21 protein-coding genes are annotated in these 20,069 nt (G+C 32.0%); 8 read left to right on the forward strand and 13 right to left on the reverse strand.

Annotated features, from left to right (window positions below; all coding sequences use genetic code 11):
- Nucleotides 1-95 precede the first annotated feature (95 nt).
- On the reverse strand, nucleotides 96-920 hold the full coding sequence (locus HNV08_RS06210; RefSeq protein ID WP_173280586.1) for an ABC transporter permease subunit: 825 nt from the start codon (nucleotides 918-920) through the stop codon (nucleotides 96-98).
- A 102-nt stretch (nucleotides 921-1,022) separates the two neighbouring features.
- Nucleotides 1,023-1,925 (reverse strand): ABC transporter ATP-binding protein, encoded by a 903-nt coding sequence (locus HNV08_RS06215; protein WP_173280309.1) that lies wholly within the window; start codon nucleotides 1,923-1,925, stop codon nucleotides 1,023-1,025.
- A gap of 147 nt (nucleotides 1,926-2,072) precedes the next feature.
- Between HNV08_RS06215 and HNV08_RS06220 the strand changes: the two genes are divergently transcribed.
- Nucleotides 2,073-3,134 (forward strand): hypothetical protein, encoded by a 1,062-nt coding sequence (locus tag HNV08_RS06220; RefSeq protein WP_173280310.1) that lies wholly within the window; start codon nucleotides 2,073-2,075, stop codon nucleotides 3,132-3,134.
- Here HNV08_RS06220 and HNV08_RS06225 read toward each other — a convergent pair.
- From HNV08_RS06225 to HNV08_RS06260, 8 genes are all read right to left on the reverse strand, one after another.
- Nucleotides 3,131-3,649 (reverse strand): IS1096 element passenger TnpR family protein, encoded by a 519-nt coding sequence (locus HNV08_RS06225; protein WP_173280311.1) that lies wholly within the window; start codon nucleotides 3,647-3,649, stop codon nucleotides 3,131-3,133. The genes HNV08_RS06220 and HNV08_RS06225 overlap by 4 nt on opposite strands.
- 134 nt (nucleotides 3,650-3,783) lie before the next feature.
- Nucleotides 3,784-4,806: a COX15/CtaA family protein gene (locus tag HNV08_RS06230; protein WP_173280312.1), complete on the reverse strand. Its 1,023-nt coding sequence runs from the start codon at nucleotides 4,804-4,806 to the stop codon at nucleotides 3,784-3,786.
- 38 nt (nucleotides 4,807-4,844) lie between these two features.
- Complete coding sequence (locus HNV08_RS06235; protein WP_173280313.1) at nucleotides 4,845-6,269, reverse strand: CCA tRNA nucleotidyltransferase; 1,425 nt, start codon at nucleotides 6,267-6,269, stop codon at nucleotides 4,845-4,847.
- Nucleotides 6,270-6,383: 114 nt separating this feature from the next.
- Nucleotides 6,384-7,091 (reverse strand): sugar phosphate nucleotidyltransferase, encoded by a 708-nt coding sequence (locus tag HNV08_RS06240; RefSeq protein WP_173280314.1) that lies wholly within the window; start codon nucleotides 7,089-7,091, stop codon nucleotides 6,384-6,386.
- A 3-nt stretch (nucleotides 7,092-7,094) separates the two neighbouring features.
- Nucleotides 7,095-8,303 carry a UDP-N-acetylglucosamine 4,6-dehydratase gene (locus HNV08_RS06245; RefSeq protein ID WP_173280315.1) on the reverse strand — a complete coding sequence of 403 codons (1,209 nt, stop codon included), beginning with the start codon at nucleotides 8,301-8,303 and terminating at the stop codon, nucleotides 7,095-7,097.
- A 35-nt stretch (nucleotides 8,304-8,338) separates the two neighbouring features.
- Complete coding sequence (locus HNV08_RS06250) at nucleotides 8,339-9,394, reverse strand: glycosyltransferase family 4 protein (protein ID WP_173280316.1); 1,056 nt, start codon at nucleotides 9,392-9,394, stop codon at nucleotides 8,339-8,341.
- Nucleotides 9,391-10,578, reverse strand: coding sequence for a glycosyltransferase family 4 protein (locus HNV08_RS06255; protein WP_173280317.1), 1,188 nt, complete (start codon nucleotides 10,576-10,578; stop codon nucleotides 9,391-9,393). The genes HNV08_RS06250 and HNV08_RS06255 overlap by 4 nt, the downstream gene beginning before the upstream one ends.
- 8 nt (nucleotides 10,579-10,586) lie before the next feature.
- Nucleotides 10,587-11,693 carry a glycosyltransferase family 4 protein gene (locus HNV08_RS06260; protein WP_173280318.1) on the reverse strand — a complete coding sequence of 369 codons (1,107 nt, stop codon included), beginning with the start codon at nucleotides 11,691-11,693 and terminating at the stop codon, nucleotides 10,587-10,589.
- Between the two features lie 182 nt (nucleotides 11,694-11,875).
- Here HNV08_RS06260 and HNV08_RS06265 point away from each other — a divergent pair, with 182 nt between their 5' ends.
- Nucleotides 11,876-12,643 (forward strand): lipopolysaccharide kinase InaA family protein, encoded by a 768-nt coding sequence (locus tag HNV08_RS06265; protein WP_173280319.1) that lies wholly within the window; start codon nucleotides 11,876-11,878, stop codon nucleotides 12,641-12,643.
- Here the strand turns inward: HNV08_RS06265 and HNV08_RS06270 are convergent.
- Nucleotides 12,640-13,404, reverse strand: coding sequence for a glycosyltransferase family 2 protein (locus HNV08_RS06270; protein WP_241697188.1), 765 nt, complete (start codon nucleotides 13,402-13,404; stop codon nucleotides 12,640-12,642). The two genes, HNV08_RS06265 and HNV08_RS06270, sit on opposite strands and share 4 nt — an antisense overlap.
- 37 nt (nucleotides 13,405-13,441) lie before the next feature.
- On the opposite strand from HNV08_RS06270, the gene HNV08_RS06275 reads away from it, so the two are divergent.
- A complete protein-coding gene (locus tag HNV08_RS06275; protein WP_173280320.1) occupies nucleotides 13,442-14,263 on the forward strand; it encodes a glycosyltransferase family 2 protein in 822 nt (273 codons plus the stop codon).
- A gap of 4 nt (nucleotides 14,264-14,267) precedes the next feature.
- Nucleotides 14,268-15,089 carry a glycosyltransferase family 2 protein gene (locus HNV08_RS06280; protein WP_173280321.1) on the forward strand — a complete coding sequence of 274 codons (822 nt, stop codon included), beginning with the start codon at nucleotides 14,268-14,270 and terminating at the stop codon, nucleotides 15,087-15,089.
- On the opposite strand, the gene HNV08_RS06285 is transcribed toward HNV08_RS06280, so the two are convergent.
- On the reverse strand, nucleotides 15,086-16,153 hold the full coding sequence (locus HNV08_RS06285; protein ID WP_173280322.1) for a glycosyltransferase family 9 protein: 1,068 nt from the start codon (nucleotides 16,151-16,153) through the stop codon (nucleotides 15,086-15,088). The two genes, HNV08_RS06280 and HNV08_RS06285, sit on opposite strands and share 4 nt — an antisense overlap.
- Before the next feature lie 89 nt (nucleotides 16,154-16,242).
- On the reverse strand, nucleotides 16,243-17,058 hold the full coding sequence (locus HNV08_RS06290) for a 2,3,4,5-tetrahydropyridine-2,6-dicarboxylate N-succinyltransferase (RefSeq protein ID WP_173280323.1): 816 nt from the start codon (nucleotides 17,056-17,058) through the stop codon (nucleotides 16,243-16,245).
- 456 nt (nucleotides 17,059-17,514) lie between these two features.
- Between HNV08_RS06290 and ruvX the strand changes: the two genes are divergently transcribed.
- The 4 genes from ruvX to mazG all read left to right on the forward strand — a co-directional run bounded on the left by ruvX (nucleotide 17,515) and on the right by mazG (nucleotide 19,972).
- Entirely contained in the window at nucleotides 17,515-17,931 is a 417-nt protein-coding gene (gene ruvX, locus HNV08_RS06295; RefSeq protein ID WP_173280324.1) for a Holliday junction resolvase RuvX, read from the forward strand.
- Nucleotides 17,932-18,104: 173 nt separating this feature from the next.
- The gene (def, locus tag HNV08_RS06300; RefSeq protein ID WP_173280325.1) at nucleotides 18,105-18,695 is read left to right on the forward strand and encodes a peptide deformylase; all 591 of its coding nucleotides are present in this window, start codon (nucleotides 18,105-18,107) and stop codon (nucleotides 18,693-18,695) included.
- 10 nt (nucleotides 18,696-18,705) lie between these two features.
- Entirely contained in the window at nucleotides 18,706-19,134 is a 429-nt protein-coding gene (locus HNV08_RS06305) for a DUF5606 family protein (protein ID WP_173280326.1), read from the forward strand.
- A gap of 64 nt (nucleotides 19,135-19,198) precedes the next feature.
- Entirely contained in the window at nucleotides 19,199-19,972 is a 774-nt protein-coding gene (mazG, locus tag HNV08_RS06310; RefSeq protein ID WP_173280327.1) for a nucleoside triphosphate pyrophosphohydrolase, read from the forward strand.
- Nucleotides 19,973-20,069: the final 97 nt, after the last annotated feature.

A 20,069-nucleotide genomic window follows, 5' to 3' on the forward strand; every position in this document is an offset into this window, starting at 1 on the left:
TTGAAATTAGTAATAGGCATACAATATAACAACTAGAACTTAAAAACCCCTAAGTTTTAACATTGAAACATCGTAATACCGCAATGATAAAGCTATTACAATTCTCTCTTTTTTAATAATCGATACGATAAAAAGACAAAAATAGCTGTCCAACCAAGAACGATTGCGATTTCATACCAATGCACAGCGTAGTCATACATCATGTCTGTTTTTTCAGGAAACTTAGTCATGGCAATACGTTGTATTGGTTGGTTAATGAGATTCCACATGGATTGTAAAGGCATAAAATTGTTAATGCCATCTGCGATAGCGTCTGATAATTTCCATTTCATTAGGCCATATATAATACTTTCCGTTATAAATAACAGAAAAAGAAAGCCTAATGCAAAAGCAGAACGTTTTACTAACATGCCTAAGAATAAACATAAGCTAAAAAAGCCTACTAATTTTACAAAATAAGCTAGTAAAAATTCAACTTCTCTAAAAACAATGGAAGCCTCTGTATAACTCGAATAATACAAGCCAATAAAATATGTTGCTAAGCCTATTAAAATGGTAGCACATAAGGAGAAAAATACAATAGTGTAGAATTTGGATAGTATAAATTCCTTTTTGCTTAAGCCATCAATTAAGTTTTGTTTTAGTGTTTTGTTGCTGTATTCATTACCTATCATACTTACCACAACAATAGCAAAGAAAAATTTAAATTGCGCCGCAAAAAATGTGGTTATATGCCATATTATTGGAAAGTTAAATATTCCAAGTTCTCCTAATTCTAACGTAAAGAAGCCAAAGAAATTAATTTTTATCGAGGATAGTATAAGCACCGTAAACGGTAAGATAAATGAAATAATAATTAAAACTTTACTAGCTCTATTAAGCCAAAGCTTCTGTAATTCGAGTTGTATAAGACGTAACATATAGTTGGATTGGTTTTTTAGTATCGCTTTTATTTTTCTCATCATTTCTTACGTCTGTGATGAGCATAAGATTTAACGATGAGGTATTAAAATGATTATGGTTTAATTTTCTTGATGGTCTGTTAATTGTAAAAACTGCTCTTCTAAACTTTCTTTTCGTTTTACAAGATGCGAGAGGAGTATGCCTTTTTCAAACATCAATTTATTAAATGCAGAGGCTGACATTGATTGGTTTAAAAACGCAGTAATTAATTCGCCTTCTTCTTTAACTTTTTCAATATTTGGGTGTGACTCTAAAATTGAAATTAATTCTTGATGTTGTTCTGTCTTTAATTCAAAAAAGCCGTGACTATTAATCATTTCGTCAACACGACCAGAATATAGTTTTTCTCCTTTTCTCAAGACCACCACATGAGAGCAAACTTTTTCGACTTCATCTAGTAAGTGCGATGCTAATAAAATAGTGGTTCCGTTTGCAGCAATGTCTTTGATGATTTGACGAATTTGATGTATGCCTTGAGGGTCTAATCCATTTGTAGGTTCATCTAATATTAATATTTCTGGATCATTCAATAGGGCAGAAGCAATAGCTAATCGTTGTTTCATACCTAAAGAATAGGTTTTAAACTTATGTGTTTTTCTGTCTAACAAACCTACAACATCTAATTTTTCGTCTATTTTATTATAGTCCACCCCTTTAATACGACACACTAATTTTAGATTTTGCTCAGCTGACATGTAAGGGTAAAAATTTGGTCGTTCAATAATTGCGCCCACACGCTTTAATGCATTGTGGGTTGTAATATTACCATCAAACCAGTGAAAATCGCCTTGGGTTTTATTTACAACATTTAAAACGATACCTAAAGTGGTAGATTTTCCACTTCCATTTGGCCCTAATATACCATATACATTACCCTTGTTTATGGTGAAGCTTAAGTTTTTTACTGCTGTTAAATAGCCAAATTTCTTTGTGAGATTATTTATAGTAAGGATTGGTTCCAAATTGATTGATTTTAAAATATCCATATGAGTTAAAACGTCTTAAAGACATACTTCAATGCCATACGAGATATTGATTGGTTATGCACATAAGACGAATGAAGCTTTTTTTTGTTACAATAATTTGAAGAAAACCCTTAAATTTAAAAAATGAATGAGGATTTAAAAATATCAAAGAAGAAGCCATCTTACCCTATATCATCAAAGTTAGATGCTTATTTAACGCATTATAGAAGAAATATTAATCTACCTATTTATTATGATGATTTGTTGCGATTTCAAGGTTCTATTGTTGTATACGATAAAAATGATGAAGATACGCTTTGGGTACGTGTTTACTATAATGATTTTGAACGTGATGAAATTGACTTAAGTCTTAAACGTGTGTATTCTAGTTTGGTGTCAGATGGTGGAGAAGGAATTTTAAAATATTTAAATGTAGATGCTATAGACTTTTGCACATTCGGAAACTCTAAGCCGTTTAGAATTAAGGTTAGAAATATATTAAATGATAACTACACTTATTTTTATGTTAAAAAAGCAGATGCTTCCCGTGTGTATGGATTAGAGTTAGAACACATGTTGTCGCCACACAACTTAAATTTTTTAGTGTGTAAGGAAACTTTGATTGAGGAGCATATTGCAGGTATTCCAGGTGATGAGTTTATAAAAAATATGCTACCTGATTGTAGTCCTTCAGAAAAATCGCAAATAGCGAAAGAGTTTGTGAAGTTTAACGAGCGTTGTATGATTAGATTATTAGGTGATATGCGTTCTTATAATTATGTCTTTGTGCCTATTCATGATTTTGATCATGTTGTTTTTAGAATTAGAGCCATTGATTTTGATCAACAATCGTATGAAGGCAATTTAAAAATTTATCGCCCGCAATTTTTTAAAGAGAATTTTAAGATGGTAGAGCTCGTGAGAGCGAAAATACAGAAAGAATCTATAGACCAATATAAAATTGAAGAACGTTCTATCGTAGCAAAACGTATGATTAGTTATAAAAACCGTTTGAGACGCTTATTAGAATGTATGGAAAATGATGAGATTTCAATACAGAAGCATATTAATATGATTAAAGAAGAAATCTTTAATTACACCCACGATGTTAATTTTAAAAAGAGCAAAAATATGGGCGAAATATTAAAGTATGCGTTAGATTTTGTAAAACGAAATTATGAAGATGTTGGTTTAAATCGGTTTTAATTCCAATTCTCATCAAAATTTAGATTGTCATAATCATCTAGGTCTAAATCATCATCAAATTCACCGTAAATATCGTCATCCGCTTCAGCTTCAAAAGTTTTTTCTGGTGCTTCGTCTGGTATTTGACCATGTACATACATTAGATTTGGGTAGTCTGTACCTTCTGCTTCTTCAACAATTTCACCTAATTCTACATAGAAGGTCCACATATTCATAAAATCATAAACATAGATCAATCGGGTAGAAGCTTCATGAACGATGTCATTAATAATGGTAGTGCCCATCATTTTTACTTCATTACCAGCTTCACTCATGTCCATCATAGCAATTTCCTCACCTTGATTCCATTGCTCATCACTTACATAAAACGACGCCATTTCCATACCATCAAACCCAAAAGACTGGGTAATGACGTTATGTAAATCTTCCATAGTATTGCTTTCACGAATTTCGATATCGCGAAACACATCCTCATCGGTGTCATTATCTAAGATAATTCTAAATCTGTAAATCATTGTTGATATATTATATTGCAAAGATAGGGTTTCCTATTTCTATATTCCAAGAACTAAATTCTAAAATCTATGGCAACTTTGTTAAAGGTTATAGGACACTTATTTTAAGAATTGTCACTATAAATGTAAGGTTATTATTTACTAAAGCGATGTAATGTAAATGTCATGGCAGATAAAAGGAAAAAGGCACCAACCTGATGTAAAACTCCCAACCAAACTGGCACTGCTAAAACTAATGTTAATACGCCTAATGCAAATTGAATACCTACTAAAATTAATAAGGCATTGATGCCTTTTTTTTGGTATGGTGTGGTTCCTATTTTATTTGCTTTGTACCAAATTGCTAAAATTAATATTGCGACAACATAAGCTATAGTTCTATGTACAAATTGCACACCACTTTTGCCTTCAATAAAGTTGAGGTATGTTGGTGTTTGTTCAATAAACACGGTTTCGTGTATCCATTTACCTTCACTCATTAATGGCCAGTGATTATGAATCCATCCTGCATCTAAACCTGCAACAAAAGCACCGTAAATAATTTGTATAATTAGTATAACTAAGCCAAGTCTAATAAAATTCCGTAATTTTTTGTCAATGATTTTTTTATATGGAAACATTAAATCTAATGCCACCCAAAACGTATAAGCGAAGGTTAAAAATGCTGTCGTTAAATGGGCTGCCAATCTATAATGACTTACATCTGGTCGGTCTACCAATCCGCTTTTTACCATATACCATCCTAAAAAACCTTGAAATCCTCCCATAATTAAAAGGAGCGTTGCTTTTTTTATAGTAGCTTTTGAAAGGCGTTTTTTAATAATAAAATACACAAAAGGTATAAAGAAAACTAAACCTATAAAACGGCCAATAACTCTATGAATCCATTCCCAAAAATAAATATCTTTAAATTCTTCGAGAGTGAAATGGCTATTGAGTTTTTGGTATTCAGGATATTGTTTATACAGTTCAAAGGCTTCGTTCCATTCTACCTCATTCATTGGAGGGATTGTCCCAGAAATTAATTTATAGTTTGAAATAGATAAACCAGAATGGGTTAATCTCGTAATACCACCTACGACAACCATAATAAAAATTAACACACAACCAGTTAATAGCCAATAAATGACGGCTTTATTTTCTTGTTTCTGTTTCATAGTTTCAAAGTTTTCACGTAGAAAAAATAGTAAACGTCTTACGGCTTACTGTTTACTGCTTTTAGTCCCAATTCTTTGCCTTTTCTCAACATTAAATTAAAAGCAGCTTCGTGGTCATTAGGAATTTCGCCTTCCAAAATGGCTTCTTTTATGGTGTCTTTTATTAGTCCTATTTCTCTAGACGGTTTAAGATTAAAGGTTTTCATAATTTCCTCACCAGTCACTGGAGGTTGAAAATTACGAACCTGATCGCGTTCTTCTACTTCAACAATTTTATCTCTAACTTTTTTAAAGTTGTTGTGATATTTTTTGAACTTTTTTGGGTTTTTAGTCGTGATATCGGCTTCGCAAAGCGTCATTAAATCTTCGACATAATCACCTGCATCAAACACTAAACGTCTAACAGCAGAGTCCGTTACATCTGAAGCAAGTACAATAGGTCTTGAGCTCATAAAAACCATTTTTTGAACGAATTTCATCTTATCGTTCAAAGGCATTTTAAGCCGTTTGAATAATTTATACACCATTTTTGAGCCAACGAATTCGTGCGCATGAAACGTCCAACCTATTTTTTTGTGGAATTTTTTAGTTGGTGCTTTTCCTATATCATGCAACAGAGCAGCCCAACGTAACCAAAGGTTATCTGTAGTTTTGGCAATGTTGTCCACCACTTCTAAGGTGTGATAAAAATTGTCTTTATGTCGTTGCCCTTCAATTTCGTCAATACCTTTTAGTGCTGTTAATTCGGGTAGAATATATTCTAAAAGTCCTGTTTTTTCAAGATGAATAAATCCAATGGAAGGTATATTACTTTCAAGAATCTTATTGAGTTCTACAACAATACGTTCTTTTGTGATAATCTTAATACGTTCTTTATTATCTGCAATGGCTTTAAGAGAAGCATCTTCAATTTTAAAATTTAATTGGGTCGCAAATCTAACGGCACGCATCATTCGCAATGGGTCATCACTATATGTAACGTTAGGATCTAATGGTGTGCGAATGATTCCTTTGTCTAAATCGTTGAGACCGTTAAAGGGATCTAGTAACTCGCCAAAGTTGTTTTCATTTAAACTGAGTGCTAAGGCATTAATAGTAAAGTCTCTTCGGTTTTGGTCGTCTGCTAAAGTGCCGTTTTCAACAATTGGGTTTCTACTGTCTTCATTATAACTCTCCTTGCGCGCACCAACAAATTCTATTTCTATATCATCGTAACGCAACATAGCTGTTCCGTACGTTTTAAAAATCTGAACTTTAGGTTGGTTAGGTAAATTTTTAGCGACTTGCTTGGCTAATTCTATACCACTGCCTACAGCAACCACATCGATATCTTTAGCGTTGCCACGTTCTAATAAATAGTCGCGTACAAAACCACCAATAACATAACAGTCTACTTGTAATTCTTCAGCAGATTGTGTGATGTATTTAAAAATATTGTGTTTTAAGGCTTGTTTGTGGATCATGTTGAAATTGAAAAACTGTCGTTTTTTTAGCGTTGCAAAGATACGACACCCTAACAATCTTTTAAAAGGAAAACGAAGCTTTTTACATAGGTCGTGTTATGTAATCGTATAATTTTATTGACTAGGAAATTTTAAGTCATTAATATCTTCATTCGCTTTTTTAAAATCGTGATGCTGTCCTATATCTATCCAATATTGAGTAATAGGAAACGTTTTAATTGTCTTACCGTAAGAAAGTAGTGTGTTTATTAAGTCTGTGGCATTAAAAAAGGTGTTTTCTGGGATATATTCTAAACACGATTTTTTAAATAAATAAATGCCTGCATTGAGGTTGTAGGTTACTTGGTGTTTAGGCTTTAAGGTTGTGATTTGTCCATTTTTTGTTTCAATGATGTCGTGAGGAAGTGCAATGACATATGGCGCTGTGGCGACTAATGCTTCTACTTTATTTGCTAAAAATTCGTCAACAAATTGCTTTAAATCTATATTGGTAAGGACATCTGCATTTAAAACTAAAATGTTGTCCGTTTTATAAGTGTCCTTTATTTTTAAAGCGCCAATTGTGCCTAATGGCTTGTCTTCAGTAATAAAATTGATTTTAATTTTATCACTTGCTTTGAGGTAGGATATAATTTGTTCACTAAAGTGATGTACAGATACATTTATTGATGGTATTCCGTAAGATTTTAAGAGATCAATGTTGTATTCAATTATGGGTTTGTTTCCGATTTTTAACAGTGGTTTTGGAATATGTTCTGTTAAAGGCATTAGTCTACTTCCTTTGCCGCCAGCCATAATTACAACATCAATCTTAGTATGCATGTATTACATTTTATGATCTAAATATTTTCCTGTTTCAAGATGGTTAAAGTTCGGTAATATATTGCGAACTATACCTTTTAAATCGTCTTTTGTCCAAGATTTTTTAGCTTTGAGTTGCGCTACTGCCTTAGAAAATTGATTAAGTTCTTCAATGCTATTTTGGTCAGCATTGTTTTTTATGATTCCTATAGAATCAAAGCGTTTGGTGTCTACACTTTCGTTTTTTGTAAAAAATTCTTCAGTTGTTTTTTCTCCAGTTGTATTAGTTTTTGAAAAAAAACATGGCCATTTTTCAGTTTCTGGAAGCGTTTTTGCTAATTCTCGGGCTTCGTTTTCATTATCACAGATATGTGGTTCATAGCCTAAAGAGCGTATATATTTAGTGGCTATGTCTACAAAGCTAATGAGGTTAAGATTTGAGTTTAATTTTGGGAAGAATATTTCATTGTTTTGCCCAAAAATGCACGACATTAGGCAAAGTTGACCTGATTCTTCTGGTGTTATAAAATAACGTTGAATGTCATTGGGAGCAACAATAGGTTGCTGTTTTTTTATGCGTTGTTCAAAACCGTGAAGTAACGAACCATCGGAAAAAGCAACGTTGGCAAAGCGTGCTGTAGAAATGTTTATGTCTGCACTATTTTGAAACAAAAATAATTCCATTATACGTTTAGATGCTCCCATCATATTAATTGGGTCTGTAGCTTTGTCTGTAGAAACACAAAAGTATTTTTTTACACCCTTCGCGATTGACTGTTGTATGGTTTTTTCGGTATTTAAAATATTGACGTCTAGCATTCGCATTAACGTAAAGGGATCTTCTTCACTTCTCACATGTTTTAATGCAGATAGATTAAGAACATAGTCGTAGTGTCCATCTGAAGCTATAAAGGCATCATAAGAAACGGAACCAATGTCTAAAGCAAATGTTTTAAAATCGCCATTAATATAACCGAGAGAACTTCTTATATCTCTTACCAATTCTACAAGATTATTTTCATTAAGATCTACAACGTGTAGTTTAAGCGGATGATGTTTAAATAGTTCTTTTGTAACAGCTTGACCTATAGTTCCTGCACCTCCAAGAATTAGAAATTTTGATGAAGAAATGATGGAGTTTAAATCATTTTTATAACCTGCTAAGTCTTGTTCAAATAATTTTGAAGGTCTTCCAATTAGGTTTAAAATATTTTGATTGATGTTACTACACATTAGGTATTATATCGTTACTCTAATTAAATGAATGTCTAAACCTCGTTATACACTTTAAGATATTGTTTAGCCGCATTGCTCCAAGAAAACTTTTTGGCTTGATTGTTTAGTTCTTTTATCTTTTGCTCTGGATGTTCTTTAAATTCAGATAGCGCTGTTTTTACAATGTTAGCCATATATTCTGGTTCATATTCATTCCAGTAATGGGCAACGGTTCCGCCTACTTCTGGAAGCGACGTTTTGTTAGAAATTATAACTGGTATGCCAAATGACATCGCCTCCACAACTGGAAGTCCAAAACCTTCAGCCAGTGACGGATGAACTAAAGCTTGAGCATTGCTGTATAAGTCTTTCTTGCTGTCTTCACTTACAATACCTTTAATAATAACGCGATGCTCTACATGATGTTTTTTGGCAAGGTCAATAATTTCTTGCTTTTTGTTTTTTGAGCATTTACCAATAAAAATAAGCTTAATTTCTGGATTTAAAAAAGAAAGCATAGGTATCAATTTATCTTGATTTTTGTAACCTCTAAATTCTCCAACTGAAAGTAAATAAGGAAAATTATACGTATTGCTTTTTATTGGCTTTTCATTTTCTAAAGGATTACCATTATAAATTACATATTCTTTGACGTGACTAGGAATCTGAAATTTTTTATGGATACTCGTCTTAGTGAATTCTGAAATATAAACTAAACTAGAGCTTTTATTTATCTTTTGTTGTAAGGCAGCATATAGCTTCTTTGTGGCTTCGTTATCTCTATCAAAAATTGAAAAAATGGCATCGTGAATGGTGTAAATAAATTTTGTTTGCTTAGCGTTTTGTGGCTCAATTTTACTTAAATGCGTTACACCATGAAATACATCATAATTACTGAGAAAATTAATTTTTTTATGAAAACTAAAATACGATTTGTACTTAATTTTTTTTCCGAATTTTTTTTTCCAATTTCTAGGTAAATAATAGAATAGGTCTAAATTGGTTTGATCTTGATTGGGTAAATGCTTAGCCAGATTAAGGCAATATTGGCCAAAGCCTTTATTGGTGTTTCTTAAATAATGAAAATCTATAATTATTTTTTTCTTCATTGGTCATTATTCAATTTTGCTACGATTTTCTCATAATATGCTAAGGTGTTATCGGTCATTTTTTCTTGGGTAAATTGAGACAGCACTTTTTGCCTAGCTTGTTTTTTTATTGGTTTAGTCTCTTCTGTGTTTTTAAAAATATTCAATATAATATTTTTAAAATCATTATTATCTTTTGCTATAAATCCATCAATGCCATGGTTTATAATTTCTTGAGCTACCGGAATATTAGACACAATTGTTACTTTTTCTAAAGCCATAGCTTCTACGATCGTAAAACCAAATGTTTCACCTTTAGATGGAACTGCAATTATAGAGGCCTCAGATAATTTTTTAGGAATTTGATCAAATGGAATATGGCTGTAATAAGTGGTTTTATTAAGGGCTTCTTTGGTAAAAACTTCAGCTTTTAAATAATCCCAATATTTTGCGCCTCTTCCTATTAAATGAAGGCTAGCATTGGGTTCTTCTTTAATAATTGCATTAAATATCTCAACCAAATCTTGTACGCCTTTTGCTTTTGATAATGTACCTATATAAAAGATAGATTTTGGGATTTCTTTAACCGAATGATCTGGAGAAAACACGTTGGTATTAATACCATTAGGAATTACAGTGTCAACATCTACATTATAGTAGCTCTTAATAAAATCTTTAGAAAAATAACTATTTGCTACGGTAAATGGTGTAGCTAGTAATGCCTTTTTTTCCATAGCAATTTTTAACGCATCGTTTTTATGTCCTAAATAGTGATGCCAAAAGCCTCGAGAGCCATGAAATCGTGTAACGAGTGGAATGCTATTGTCCCAATATGCCGTAAAACCATTAAATGTAAAGGATTGAATAATATCTATTTGGTTTTGGGTACTATAGGTTTTTAATTGTTTTGCTAAGAATTGACGCTCTTTTGCTAACCAGTAGGCTGTAATCTTGGAAAGTCCTAAACGTGCACTTAACGAACGCATTAATTCTGCCAAAGGATGCGCCTTAAAATATTGTTTAAAGAATGTGATTTTTATACCGTTATCATTAAGGCTGTAGCTTTTTTTTGAAAATCCGTAAATGTGAACTTCATGACCTTTTTTAATAAGTTCATAAGATATCGTTTTGAAAAACGTACCAACGCCTCCATTAGGTGGTAATTTTGGATGCGAATATTCATTGGTAAAAAAAAGAATTTTCATAAACGATATTAGTTAGTTAAAGCTTCATTAAGCGCTTCATAAAATTTATTAGAAATCACGTCTTTGGTAAAATTGGCTTTGAGGTGCTGATTTCCGTTTTCGACCAAAGTGTTTTGAAGTGTTTTATCGTTTAATAACAATACAACCTTATCAGCAAAATCTCTAGGATTACCTGCTTCTGCTAGTAATCCTGTATGTTGGTCAACTATAACTTCTGGAATGCCACCTGCATTTGCTGCCACAATTGGTACTTTACAAGCATAAGATTCTAATAAAACGCCTCCTGTAGGTTCGTTTTTAGAGGTAAACATAAAGAGATCAAATTCGGGTAGAATTTCTGGAATATCTCGTCTAAAACCTAGAAAGAAAATATGTTCTGATAGATTCTTTGATTTGACATAATTTTGAATCTCCTCCATTAACTTCCCTTTGCCAACCAAAATGTATTTCGCTTTTATCTTGTTTTCCTTTACTAAAATTTCAACGGTGTCAATCCAAGTATAATGGTCTTTAAAGGCTGTGAATTCCGCAATATTTCCAATAAGTTTATACGTTTTATCTATATTAAGTTCGTTGTGCAAAAAACCGTTTGAAGCTTGTTTTGGAAACTTATCAATATCAGTTACGCTGCCTATAATCTTAAATTTATTATGATCTTTTACGGCAGGTTTTAATGATTCTACAACAGCTTGAGAAACACAAAGGATGGATACTATGCCCTTATAATTGTATTTCCATTTTCTAAAAAAATTAGTGTCTACACGTTTTATTAACGTTCTACATAAAACGAGTTTAGATTTTAAGCCAAAAATAAAGGCAGAAAGCACTGCTATGGTATGCGCTTTACTGTTGTGAATTAAAACCACATCAGCATTTTTTTCTAGCACTAATTTTTTAAAGTTTTTAGCATAAGTTAAACTGTATTCCGATTTAAAATTAAACGGAATAACTTGCATGCCTTTAGCTACGGCAACCTCGTATATTTCAGATACTAAAGGACAGACAATCCATTGGTCCTCGATGTTTTTATTGTTTTCATAGGCTTCATATAGGTAGATAATTTTTTGTTCGTGTCCACGCCAAACTTTAGAAGCTGTAAATTGAATGAGTCTCATTTAAATAAAAAATCGAGTTATTTTGTATAAAATAGCAAATTACCAAAAAACAATTAAGAATGACGTATAGTTTGAGTTCAATATTTAAAAGTTGTAGTTTTGCGTAAATGCAAAATGAAAAATTATAGCATTGCCCTTATTATATTGGTGGCAAAATTTTGATGGTGTATTTGACAATGCCAATGAATAGAGTAAAGAAAATACATGATAGTTTTATTCAACATGAACCGTTCTTGGACGATATCATCACTAATTTTGATACAAAAGGTGAAGACTTTGGTAACCAAGATAGAAATGCCTTAAAACTATTTAAATTAGATGCCAAAACACTTAATGTAAAATCATTTAGAGTCCCTAATTTTATTAATCAAATTGCGTATCGATTTATCCGAAAAAGTAAAGCGGAACGGTCTTTTGTATATGCAAAGAAACTACAAGCATTATCTATAGGCACTCCACAGCCAATTGCATTCTATGAATATAAGAATTTGTTGTTGTTTAAAAAGAGTTATTATATATCAGAGCAACTAGAATGTGATCTTACATATAGAGAATTAACAACAGATTTAAATTATCCTAATCACGAGCGTATTCTAAGAGCCTTCACACGTTTCACATATCAATTACACCAAAACAATATAAATTTTTTAGATCATTCGCCTGGTAATACATTAATAAAGCAGAGTGCAAATGGTTATGATTTTTTCTTAGTTGACCTCAATCGAATGGAGTTTGTTCCTATGGATTTTGAGACTAGAATTAAAAATTTCGCAAAATTAACCATTCATAAATCAATGATTGAAATTATGAGTGATGAGTATGCAAAATGTTGTGACCAACCTTTTGAAACGGTATTTCATCTAATGTGGAAACATACAGAGGCTTTTCAAGAGAAATATAGACGAAAAAAGAGATTGAAAAAGAAACTAAAATTTTGGAAGAAACGCTAATTTCTATTTTGGTACAAAGCTCTTAACTTAGAATATTTCAAAAAGGTAATGTTTGCCGTTTGTATGCAAATAACAAAGCCGTTAAACCCATCTAAAAAGCCTAATCTTAAAACGTAAGATTTAAAAAATGCCCAAGTAGGATTAAAGATAATTTTCCATATTGGTGCTTTTTTTCCTTTATCAAAATACGCTTTTGCTGCAATAGTGGAGAAATACTCTGTTTTTTGATTAAATTCTGAATAACTCTGATAGGTTTTGTGTAAGATGTCTCCTTTTAAATGGCCTGTTTTATCTTTAGAGTTAAAAAGCTGCACATTATCATGAGGATTTATACCTTGCCATTCAGCTTTGCGTCTGTCAAAAACACGAAGTTTTTTATTGGGATACCAATCGGAGTGTTTAATCCATTGACCACAAAAGTTATTGAATCTATTAGCGTAGTAGCCATCAAATTTCCAATTTGATTTTAGTTTGGTTATTGAGTGTTGAAGGGTTTCAGACAAAGCTTCATCACCATCTAAAGACACAATGTAATTGTAACGCGCTTGTGATAATGCAAAATTCTTTTGTTCTATGTAACCTAAGAATTTTTGTTCAATAAATTTAACGTTAAAACGCTCACAAATAGCCTTAGTCTTATCCGTAGAGAATGAATCTACGACAACAATTTCGTCAACAACATTTACCAAAGACTGTAAACAGTTTTCAATATTGCGTTCTTCATTAAAGGTAATTATAACTCCAGATAGTTTTAACATCATTCTAATTTCTGAGCTGTAAAAATAGTATTTTTGCGCTATGCATTCTAATCCGCAAGCATCTGTCATAATTAGTACCTATAATCAGCCAAAATGGTTAGCGTTGGTATTGCATAGTTATAGCATTCAAACAGCATCTAATTTTGAAATTATTATTGCAGATGATGGTTCTGATGACAGCACAAAAGTTGTTGTAGATCGTTTTGTGACTGCAAGCCAATTTAATGTGATCCATGTATGGCATGAAGATCATGGTTTTCAAAAAACTAAAATTTTGAATAAAGCTATACAAGCAGCAAATTCAGAATATCTCATTTTTACGGATGGTGATTGTATTGCAAGACAAGATTTTGTAGCGACACATCTCAGTTTACGTCAAAAAAAACATGCGCTTTCAGGAGGTTATTTTAAATTAACAGAGTTTGTGTCTAATACAATTTCTAAAGCCAGCATAACTAAGCAAAATTGTTTTGATAAACAGTGGCTGTTAGAGCAAAGACAACCTAAAAGTTTTAAGTTGAATAAACTCACAAATTCGCGATACAAAGCCCTTGTATTAAATGCCATAACACCAACAAAAGCCACATTTGATGGTATGAATGTATCATGTTACAAAGCAGATATTTTAGCCGTGAATGGCTTTGACGAGCGCATGCAGTATGGTGGAGAAGATAGAGAAGTAGGTGAGCGTATGATGAATAATGGTATAAAATTTAAACAAGTACGTTATAGTTGTATTTGTGTACATTTGCATCACGATAGACCATATAAAAACGAGGAGGCTTTAGCTAAAAATGAACACATAAGGAAAGCGACTAAAAGGCTAAAATTAAAATGGTCTAATTACGGAATAAAAAAATAAAAGAATGCAACATCCTGATATTTCAATTATTATAAGTACTTATAACTCTGAAGCGTGGTTAGAAAAAGTGATGTGGAGTTATGAAGCGCAAACGTTCAAGAATTTTGAAATGGTAATTGCAGATGATGGCTCTAAGCAACCAACATTAGACTTAATAGAGAAAATGAAGTCATTGGTAAGTTATCCTATTATACACGTTTGGCATGAGGACAATGGTTTTCAGAAATCGCAAATATTAAATAAAGCAATTTTGGCATGTAATTCGGCTTATATTTTAATGAGCGATGGTGATTGTATGGCCAGAGAGGATTTTTTACAAGTACATATTAATGAACGTGAAACTGGTTATTTTCTTTCTGGAGGATATTTTATGTTGCCTATGCCTATATCAGAAGTCATTACAAAAGAAGATATTATATCTCAGCAATGTTTTCAGTTAGATTGGTTAAAGTCTAAAGGATTAAAAAGTTCTTTTAAAAATAATAAGTTAACGGCAAAAGGTTTTAAAAGTCAGCTATTAAATACCGTAACGCCTACTAATGCGAGTTGGAATGGTCATAATGCATCTGGTTGGAAATCAGATATTTTAGCCATCAATGGATTTGATGAACGTATGCAGTATGGTGGACAAGACAGAGAACTGGGAGAACGCCTATTTAACTATGGAATTAAGTCTAAACAAATACGATATAGCGCAATTTGTTTGCATTTAGATCATCCAAGAGGATATAAAACAAAGGCTTCTATAGATAAAAACCTAGCCATAAGAGCAACGACCAAAAAGGAAAACTTAAAGTGGACTGACTTTGGGATTAAGAAAGCTTAAACTAATCGTTTTAGAAATGCTTTTAAATCCGTTTCAAAATAAGAGGGTTTAAAGTCTAAATATAAAGCTGAAGTTTTTGCTTTTAATACCTTAGGATGTTCTACAGCGTCATAAATATGGGCTGCATAATCTTTTAGGTGTACAGAAACATGTTTTTTGTGGTCATCAAACATGTTCCAGGCTTCTTTTTTTATCCAAGGCGAAAACATAGTAAATGTAGGAATATAAAGAGCTTTAGCCATATTTATTGCGCCACCTTCATTTCCAATAACAGCAGTACAATGAGAAGTAATAGCTAAGAAATCTCGCAAGCTTTTCCCAAAGACATTAAAGTAAATCTGTTGTTGCGTATTTGGTTTACATAATTCTAAAATAGCTTTTGCGTCAGGTTCTTGTTTTGGAATGTAATTGAATAAAATTTGACTTTCAGGTTGTTCTAAAGCAATAGTGTCAATGACATTAGCCATGTATTTAAAAGGATACGTTTTATTGTTTCCACTGCCTAATACACCAATCATATAAATGGGCTTCTTTAAATCTATAGAATGAGATTCTAAAAACTGCTGAGCATTGTTTTTTTCGTCTTCGGTTAGATAAATTTTTGGCCTCACGACTTCTAAATCATTTATGTTTAATGGTTTTAAGAGTTGCAGTCGGTTTTCAATTGCTAAGCCTGCATTGGTATTGGCAATAGTTTTATTTTTAAAAGTGTAATTGTAAATAATAGAATTTAGACCTTTATCTAGTGATACTTTAGTTTTGGCTTTAGATAAAAAACTAATGATATTACTAGAAAGTTGTGAGTAAACATCAATCACAACGTCAAACTTTTCTTTTCGTAATTGCTTTGCGAATTTAAAAAGGAGGCTTTTACTTTTTTCGTGATCTGGAGTAAAAAAATGAAATGTATCAATAAAGGGATTGTTTTCAACAACTGGCAAGGTGTGCGAATTAATTACATAATGTAATTGAGCATTAGGATATTTGTGTTTTATGGCTTCAAATAAAATACTTGTTGCCAAAACATCGCCTATCATTTTTTGTTGAATAACTAAAATTTTCATTTTTCAAGTTAAAAAAATCCAACTGTAAATTATAATGTCACAGTCGGATTTTTTAATTATTCTTTGTTTAAAATAAAAAAATATAACGTTTACACAGCAACATCATACTCACGTAAAGCATCATTTAAAGATGTCTTTTTATTAGTGCTTTCTTTACGTTTACCTATAATTAAGGCACATGGTACTTGAAATTCTCCTGCAGCAAACTTTTTAGTGTAACTCCCAGGAATAACTACAGAACGTGCAGGTACAACACCTTTAGTTTCTACAGGTTCATCACCAGTTACATCTATAATTTTTGTACTCATAGTAAGTACCACGTTTGCACCTAAAACAGCTTCTTTTTCTACACGTACACCTTCTACAACTATACAACGTGAGCCTATAAATGCACCATCTTCTATAATAACTGGTGCAGCTTGTAATGGTTCTAAAACACCACCAATACCAACACCTCCAGAAAGGTGAACATTTTTACCAATCTGCGCACAACTACCAACAGTTGCCCAAGTATCTACCATAGTCCCTTCATCTACATAAGCACCAATGTTTACATAACTAGGCATTAATATAGTTCCGGCCGAAATATAAGCACCATGTCTGGCAACTGCATTTGGAACAACTCTAATACCACGTTCCGCAAAATTTTTCTTTAATGGAATTTTATCGTGGTATTCAAAAATACCAGCTTCTAAGGTTTCCATTTTTTGAATAGGAAAATATAGAACCACAGCTTTTTTTACCCATTCATTAACTTGCCATCCGTCAGCGACTGGTTGGGCAACACGTAACGTACCAGCATCTAAAAGGTCTATAACCTTTCTAATGGCATCTATTGTGTCTTCATTTTTTAATAATGAACGATCATTCCATGCGTTTTCTATTACAGATTGAAGTTGTGTCATTTGTCTTTTTTAATTTAATCTTGATCTCATGCAATTTTTGTTTTAAATAATTAAAACGAACTACATGCTACTTGTTTGTTGAGTTTATTGAAATTTAAGCCCAAATATAAGTCCATATATGACCATCAAAAAATATTTTAAAAAATTATTTTATATAAATGTGACTTATTTAATAACGTTGTGTCTTATAGATAGTTAAACGGACGATAATTTATTTCTAATAACTTTATCTGAGAATTTAATTAATAGCTAATTTAGAAAACCCCTTTCCCCTTATTTAAGGGGTTTTCTTTTTTAAGCCAAATATGTGACCTAAGTGAAAGTTTAGTGTCTTATATATGAATGAATGATTTTTATAGTCATGGTTTTTTAGATTGGTTATCTATAAGCGCTTCTATTTTTAGAAGCGTTTTTTTATTGTGTTTTTTTGGCTAATAATTATATTACCTTTGCCATATGGGAAGAATTTTAGCCATTGACTTTGGTACAAAGCGTACAGGATTAGCTGTTACGGATGAAATGCAAATTATTGCCTCAGGTTTAACAACAGTACTAACCAAAGATTTACTCCAATTTTTAAAGGATTATACCTCAAAAGAACGTGTAGATAAAATTGTGGTTGGTTTGCCAAAGCAAATGGACAATACAGCGTCAGAAAGTGAAGTGTATATTCAGAAATTTTTGGTACAGCTTTCTAAAGTTATTCCAGAAATTCCTGTAGCTCGTGTAGATGAACGCTTTACTTCAAAAATGGCGTTTCAAACCATGATAGATAGTGGTCTTAAAAAAAAACAAAGAAAAAATAAAGCCCTTATAGACGAGATTAGTGCAACGCTAATTTTACAGAGTTACCTGTCTAGTAATACACTTTAAGTCTTTGGGGATTAAGCGTTGATATTCTGGTTCAATAAAAGAGGAAATACGGGTTCAATAGTTATATAGAAGCCTTGTAAAACTGTAATAACTATGAATTTTATTTTCAATATTTGATAATTGCTATTTTGTTCTTGAAAATTAATACTTTTGCAAACGAAAATAAACAAATTATGATTTTACCTATCGTTGCTTATGGCGACGCTGTTTTAAAGAAAAAAGCAATTGCTATAGATAAGGATTACCCAGACTTGAGTGGCCTTATTGAAAATATGTACGAGACCATGTATGGTGCATATGGCGTTGGTTTGGCTGCACCTCAAATTGGGTTAGCCATTAGAATGTTTATGGTAGATACAAGTCCTTTTGCAGATGATGAAAGCCTGAGTAAAGAAGAGCAAGAAGCACTTAAGAATTTCAAAAAAACGTTTGTCAATGCTCAGATTTTAGAAGAAGAAGGTGAAGAATGGGCATTTAATGAAGGCTGTTTAAGTATTCCAGATGTAAGGGAAGATGTATATAGAAAGCCAAAGATAAAAATACAATATCAAGACGAAAATTTTAACACACATGTAGAAGACTATGATGGTTTAATAGCCAGAGTAATACAGCATGAGTATGATCATATCGAAGGTGTATTGTTTACAGACAAATTATCGTCATTTAAAAAGCGTTTATTAAAAGGACGCTTAACCAATATTGCAAAAGGAAAGATTAAAATTGATTACAGAATGCGTTTCCCTCTAATGAGTAAAAAACGCTAATACACTATATATGAGCTTAGACAAAATTTTATCAATTTCTGGAAAACCAGGATTGTATCAAATCGTTACACAGACCAGAACAGGTGCCGTTGTAGAATCGTTAATTGACAAAAAAAGAATTACGGTTGGTGCGCACAGTAACATTAGTATTTTAAGTGAAATAGCAATTTATACTTTAGCTGAAGAAGTACCATTAAGAGATGTACTTATTAAAGTAAAGGAAAAAGAAGGAGGACAACCAACATCTATTAGTCATAAGGATGGTAAAGATATTTTAGAAGAGTTTTTCTTTGAAGTATTACCAGATTATGATGAAGATAGAGTTTATCCTTCAGACATAAAAAAAGTGGTACAATGGTATAACTTACTTCAAAAAAACGATTTGCTAGGTTCACTTGAAGCCTCTAAGGACGCTAAAGATACGTCAGAAGAAGAATAATTATTACAGGTATATCCTGGGTTTTAAACTTAATGAAGTTTAGAAAATTTAGTCAATAAAATTAATGTCTGATAAAACAGTTCAATTAAAAGCCTTTGAGCGTTTGTTAATTATTATGGATGAATTGCGTGAGCAATGTCCATGGGATAAAAAACAAACGATGACGTCATTGCGACATTTCACTATAGAAGAAGTTTATGAGCTTGGCGATGCTATTCTCGATAACGACTTAGATGAGGTAAAGAAGGAATTGGGTGATGTTTTACTTCATATTGTGTTCTATTCTAAAATAGGGAGTGAAACCAATAACTTTGATATAGCAGATGTTTGTAATAGTATTTGCGATAAGTTAATTGATCGTCATCCGCATATTTATGGAGATGTTGTAGTAAAGGACGAAGCAGATGTTAAACGTAATTGGGAACAATTAAAACTTAAAGAAGGCAAAAACAGTGTGCTTGAGGGTGTGCCTAAAAGTTTACCTGCTGTAGTAAAAGCAAGTCGAATACAAGAGAAAGTAGCAGGTGTAGGTTTTGATTGGGAAAAGCCAGAGCAAGTTTTTGAAAAAGTAGAAGAGGAGATTGCAGAATTAAAGGCTGAAATAAAAAATGGCAATCAAGATGCTATTGAGAGCGAGTTTGGTGATGTTATGTTTTCCATGATAAATTATGCACGTTTTCTTAACGTAAATCCAGAAAATGCTTTAGAACGAACGAATAAAAAATTTATTAAACGTTTTCAGTATTTAGAACAAAAAGCTAAAGCGTTGGGTAAGTCATTAAAAGATATGACGCTTTCAGAAATGGATGTCTTTTGGGAAGAAGCTAAATCCTTATAAACCTTCGCGCTTATTTTAGCTCTAAAGCTCTTTAGAATATTAAACAAAAATAATTAGTGTATTTCAATCTTCAATATAAAATGTGTTACACTAATTT

This window comes from Winogradskyella eckloniae, from assembly GCF_013249045.1.
In the GTDB taxonomy this organism is placed as follows: domain Bacteria; phylum Bacteroidota; class Bacteroidia; order Flavobacteriales; family Flavobacteriaceae; genus Winogradskyella; species Winogradskyella eckloniae.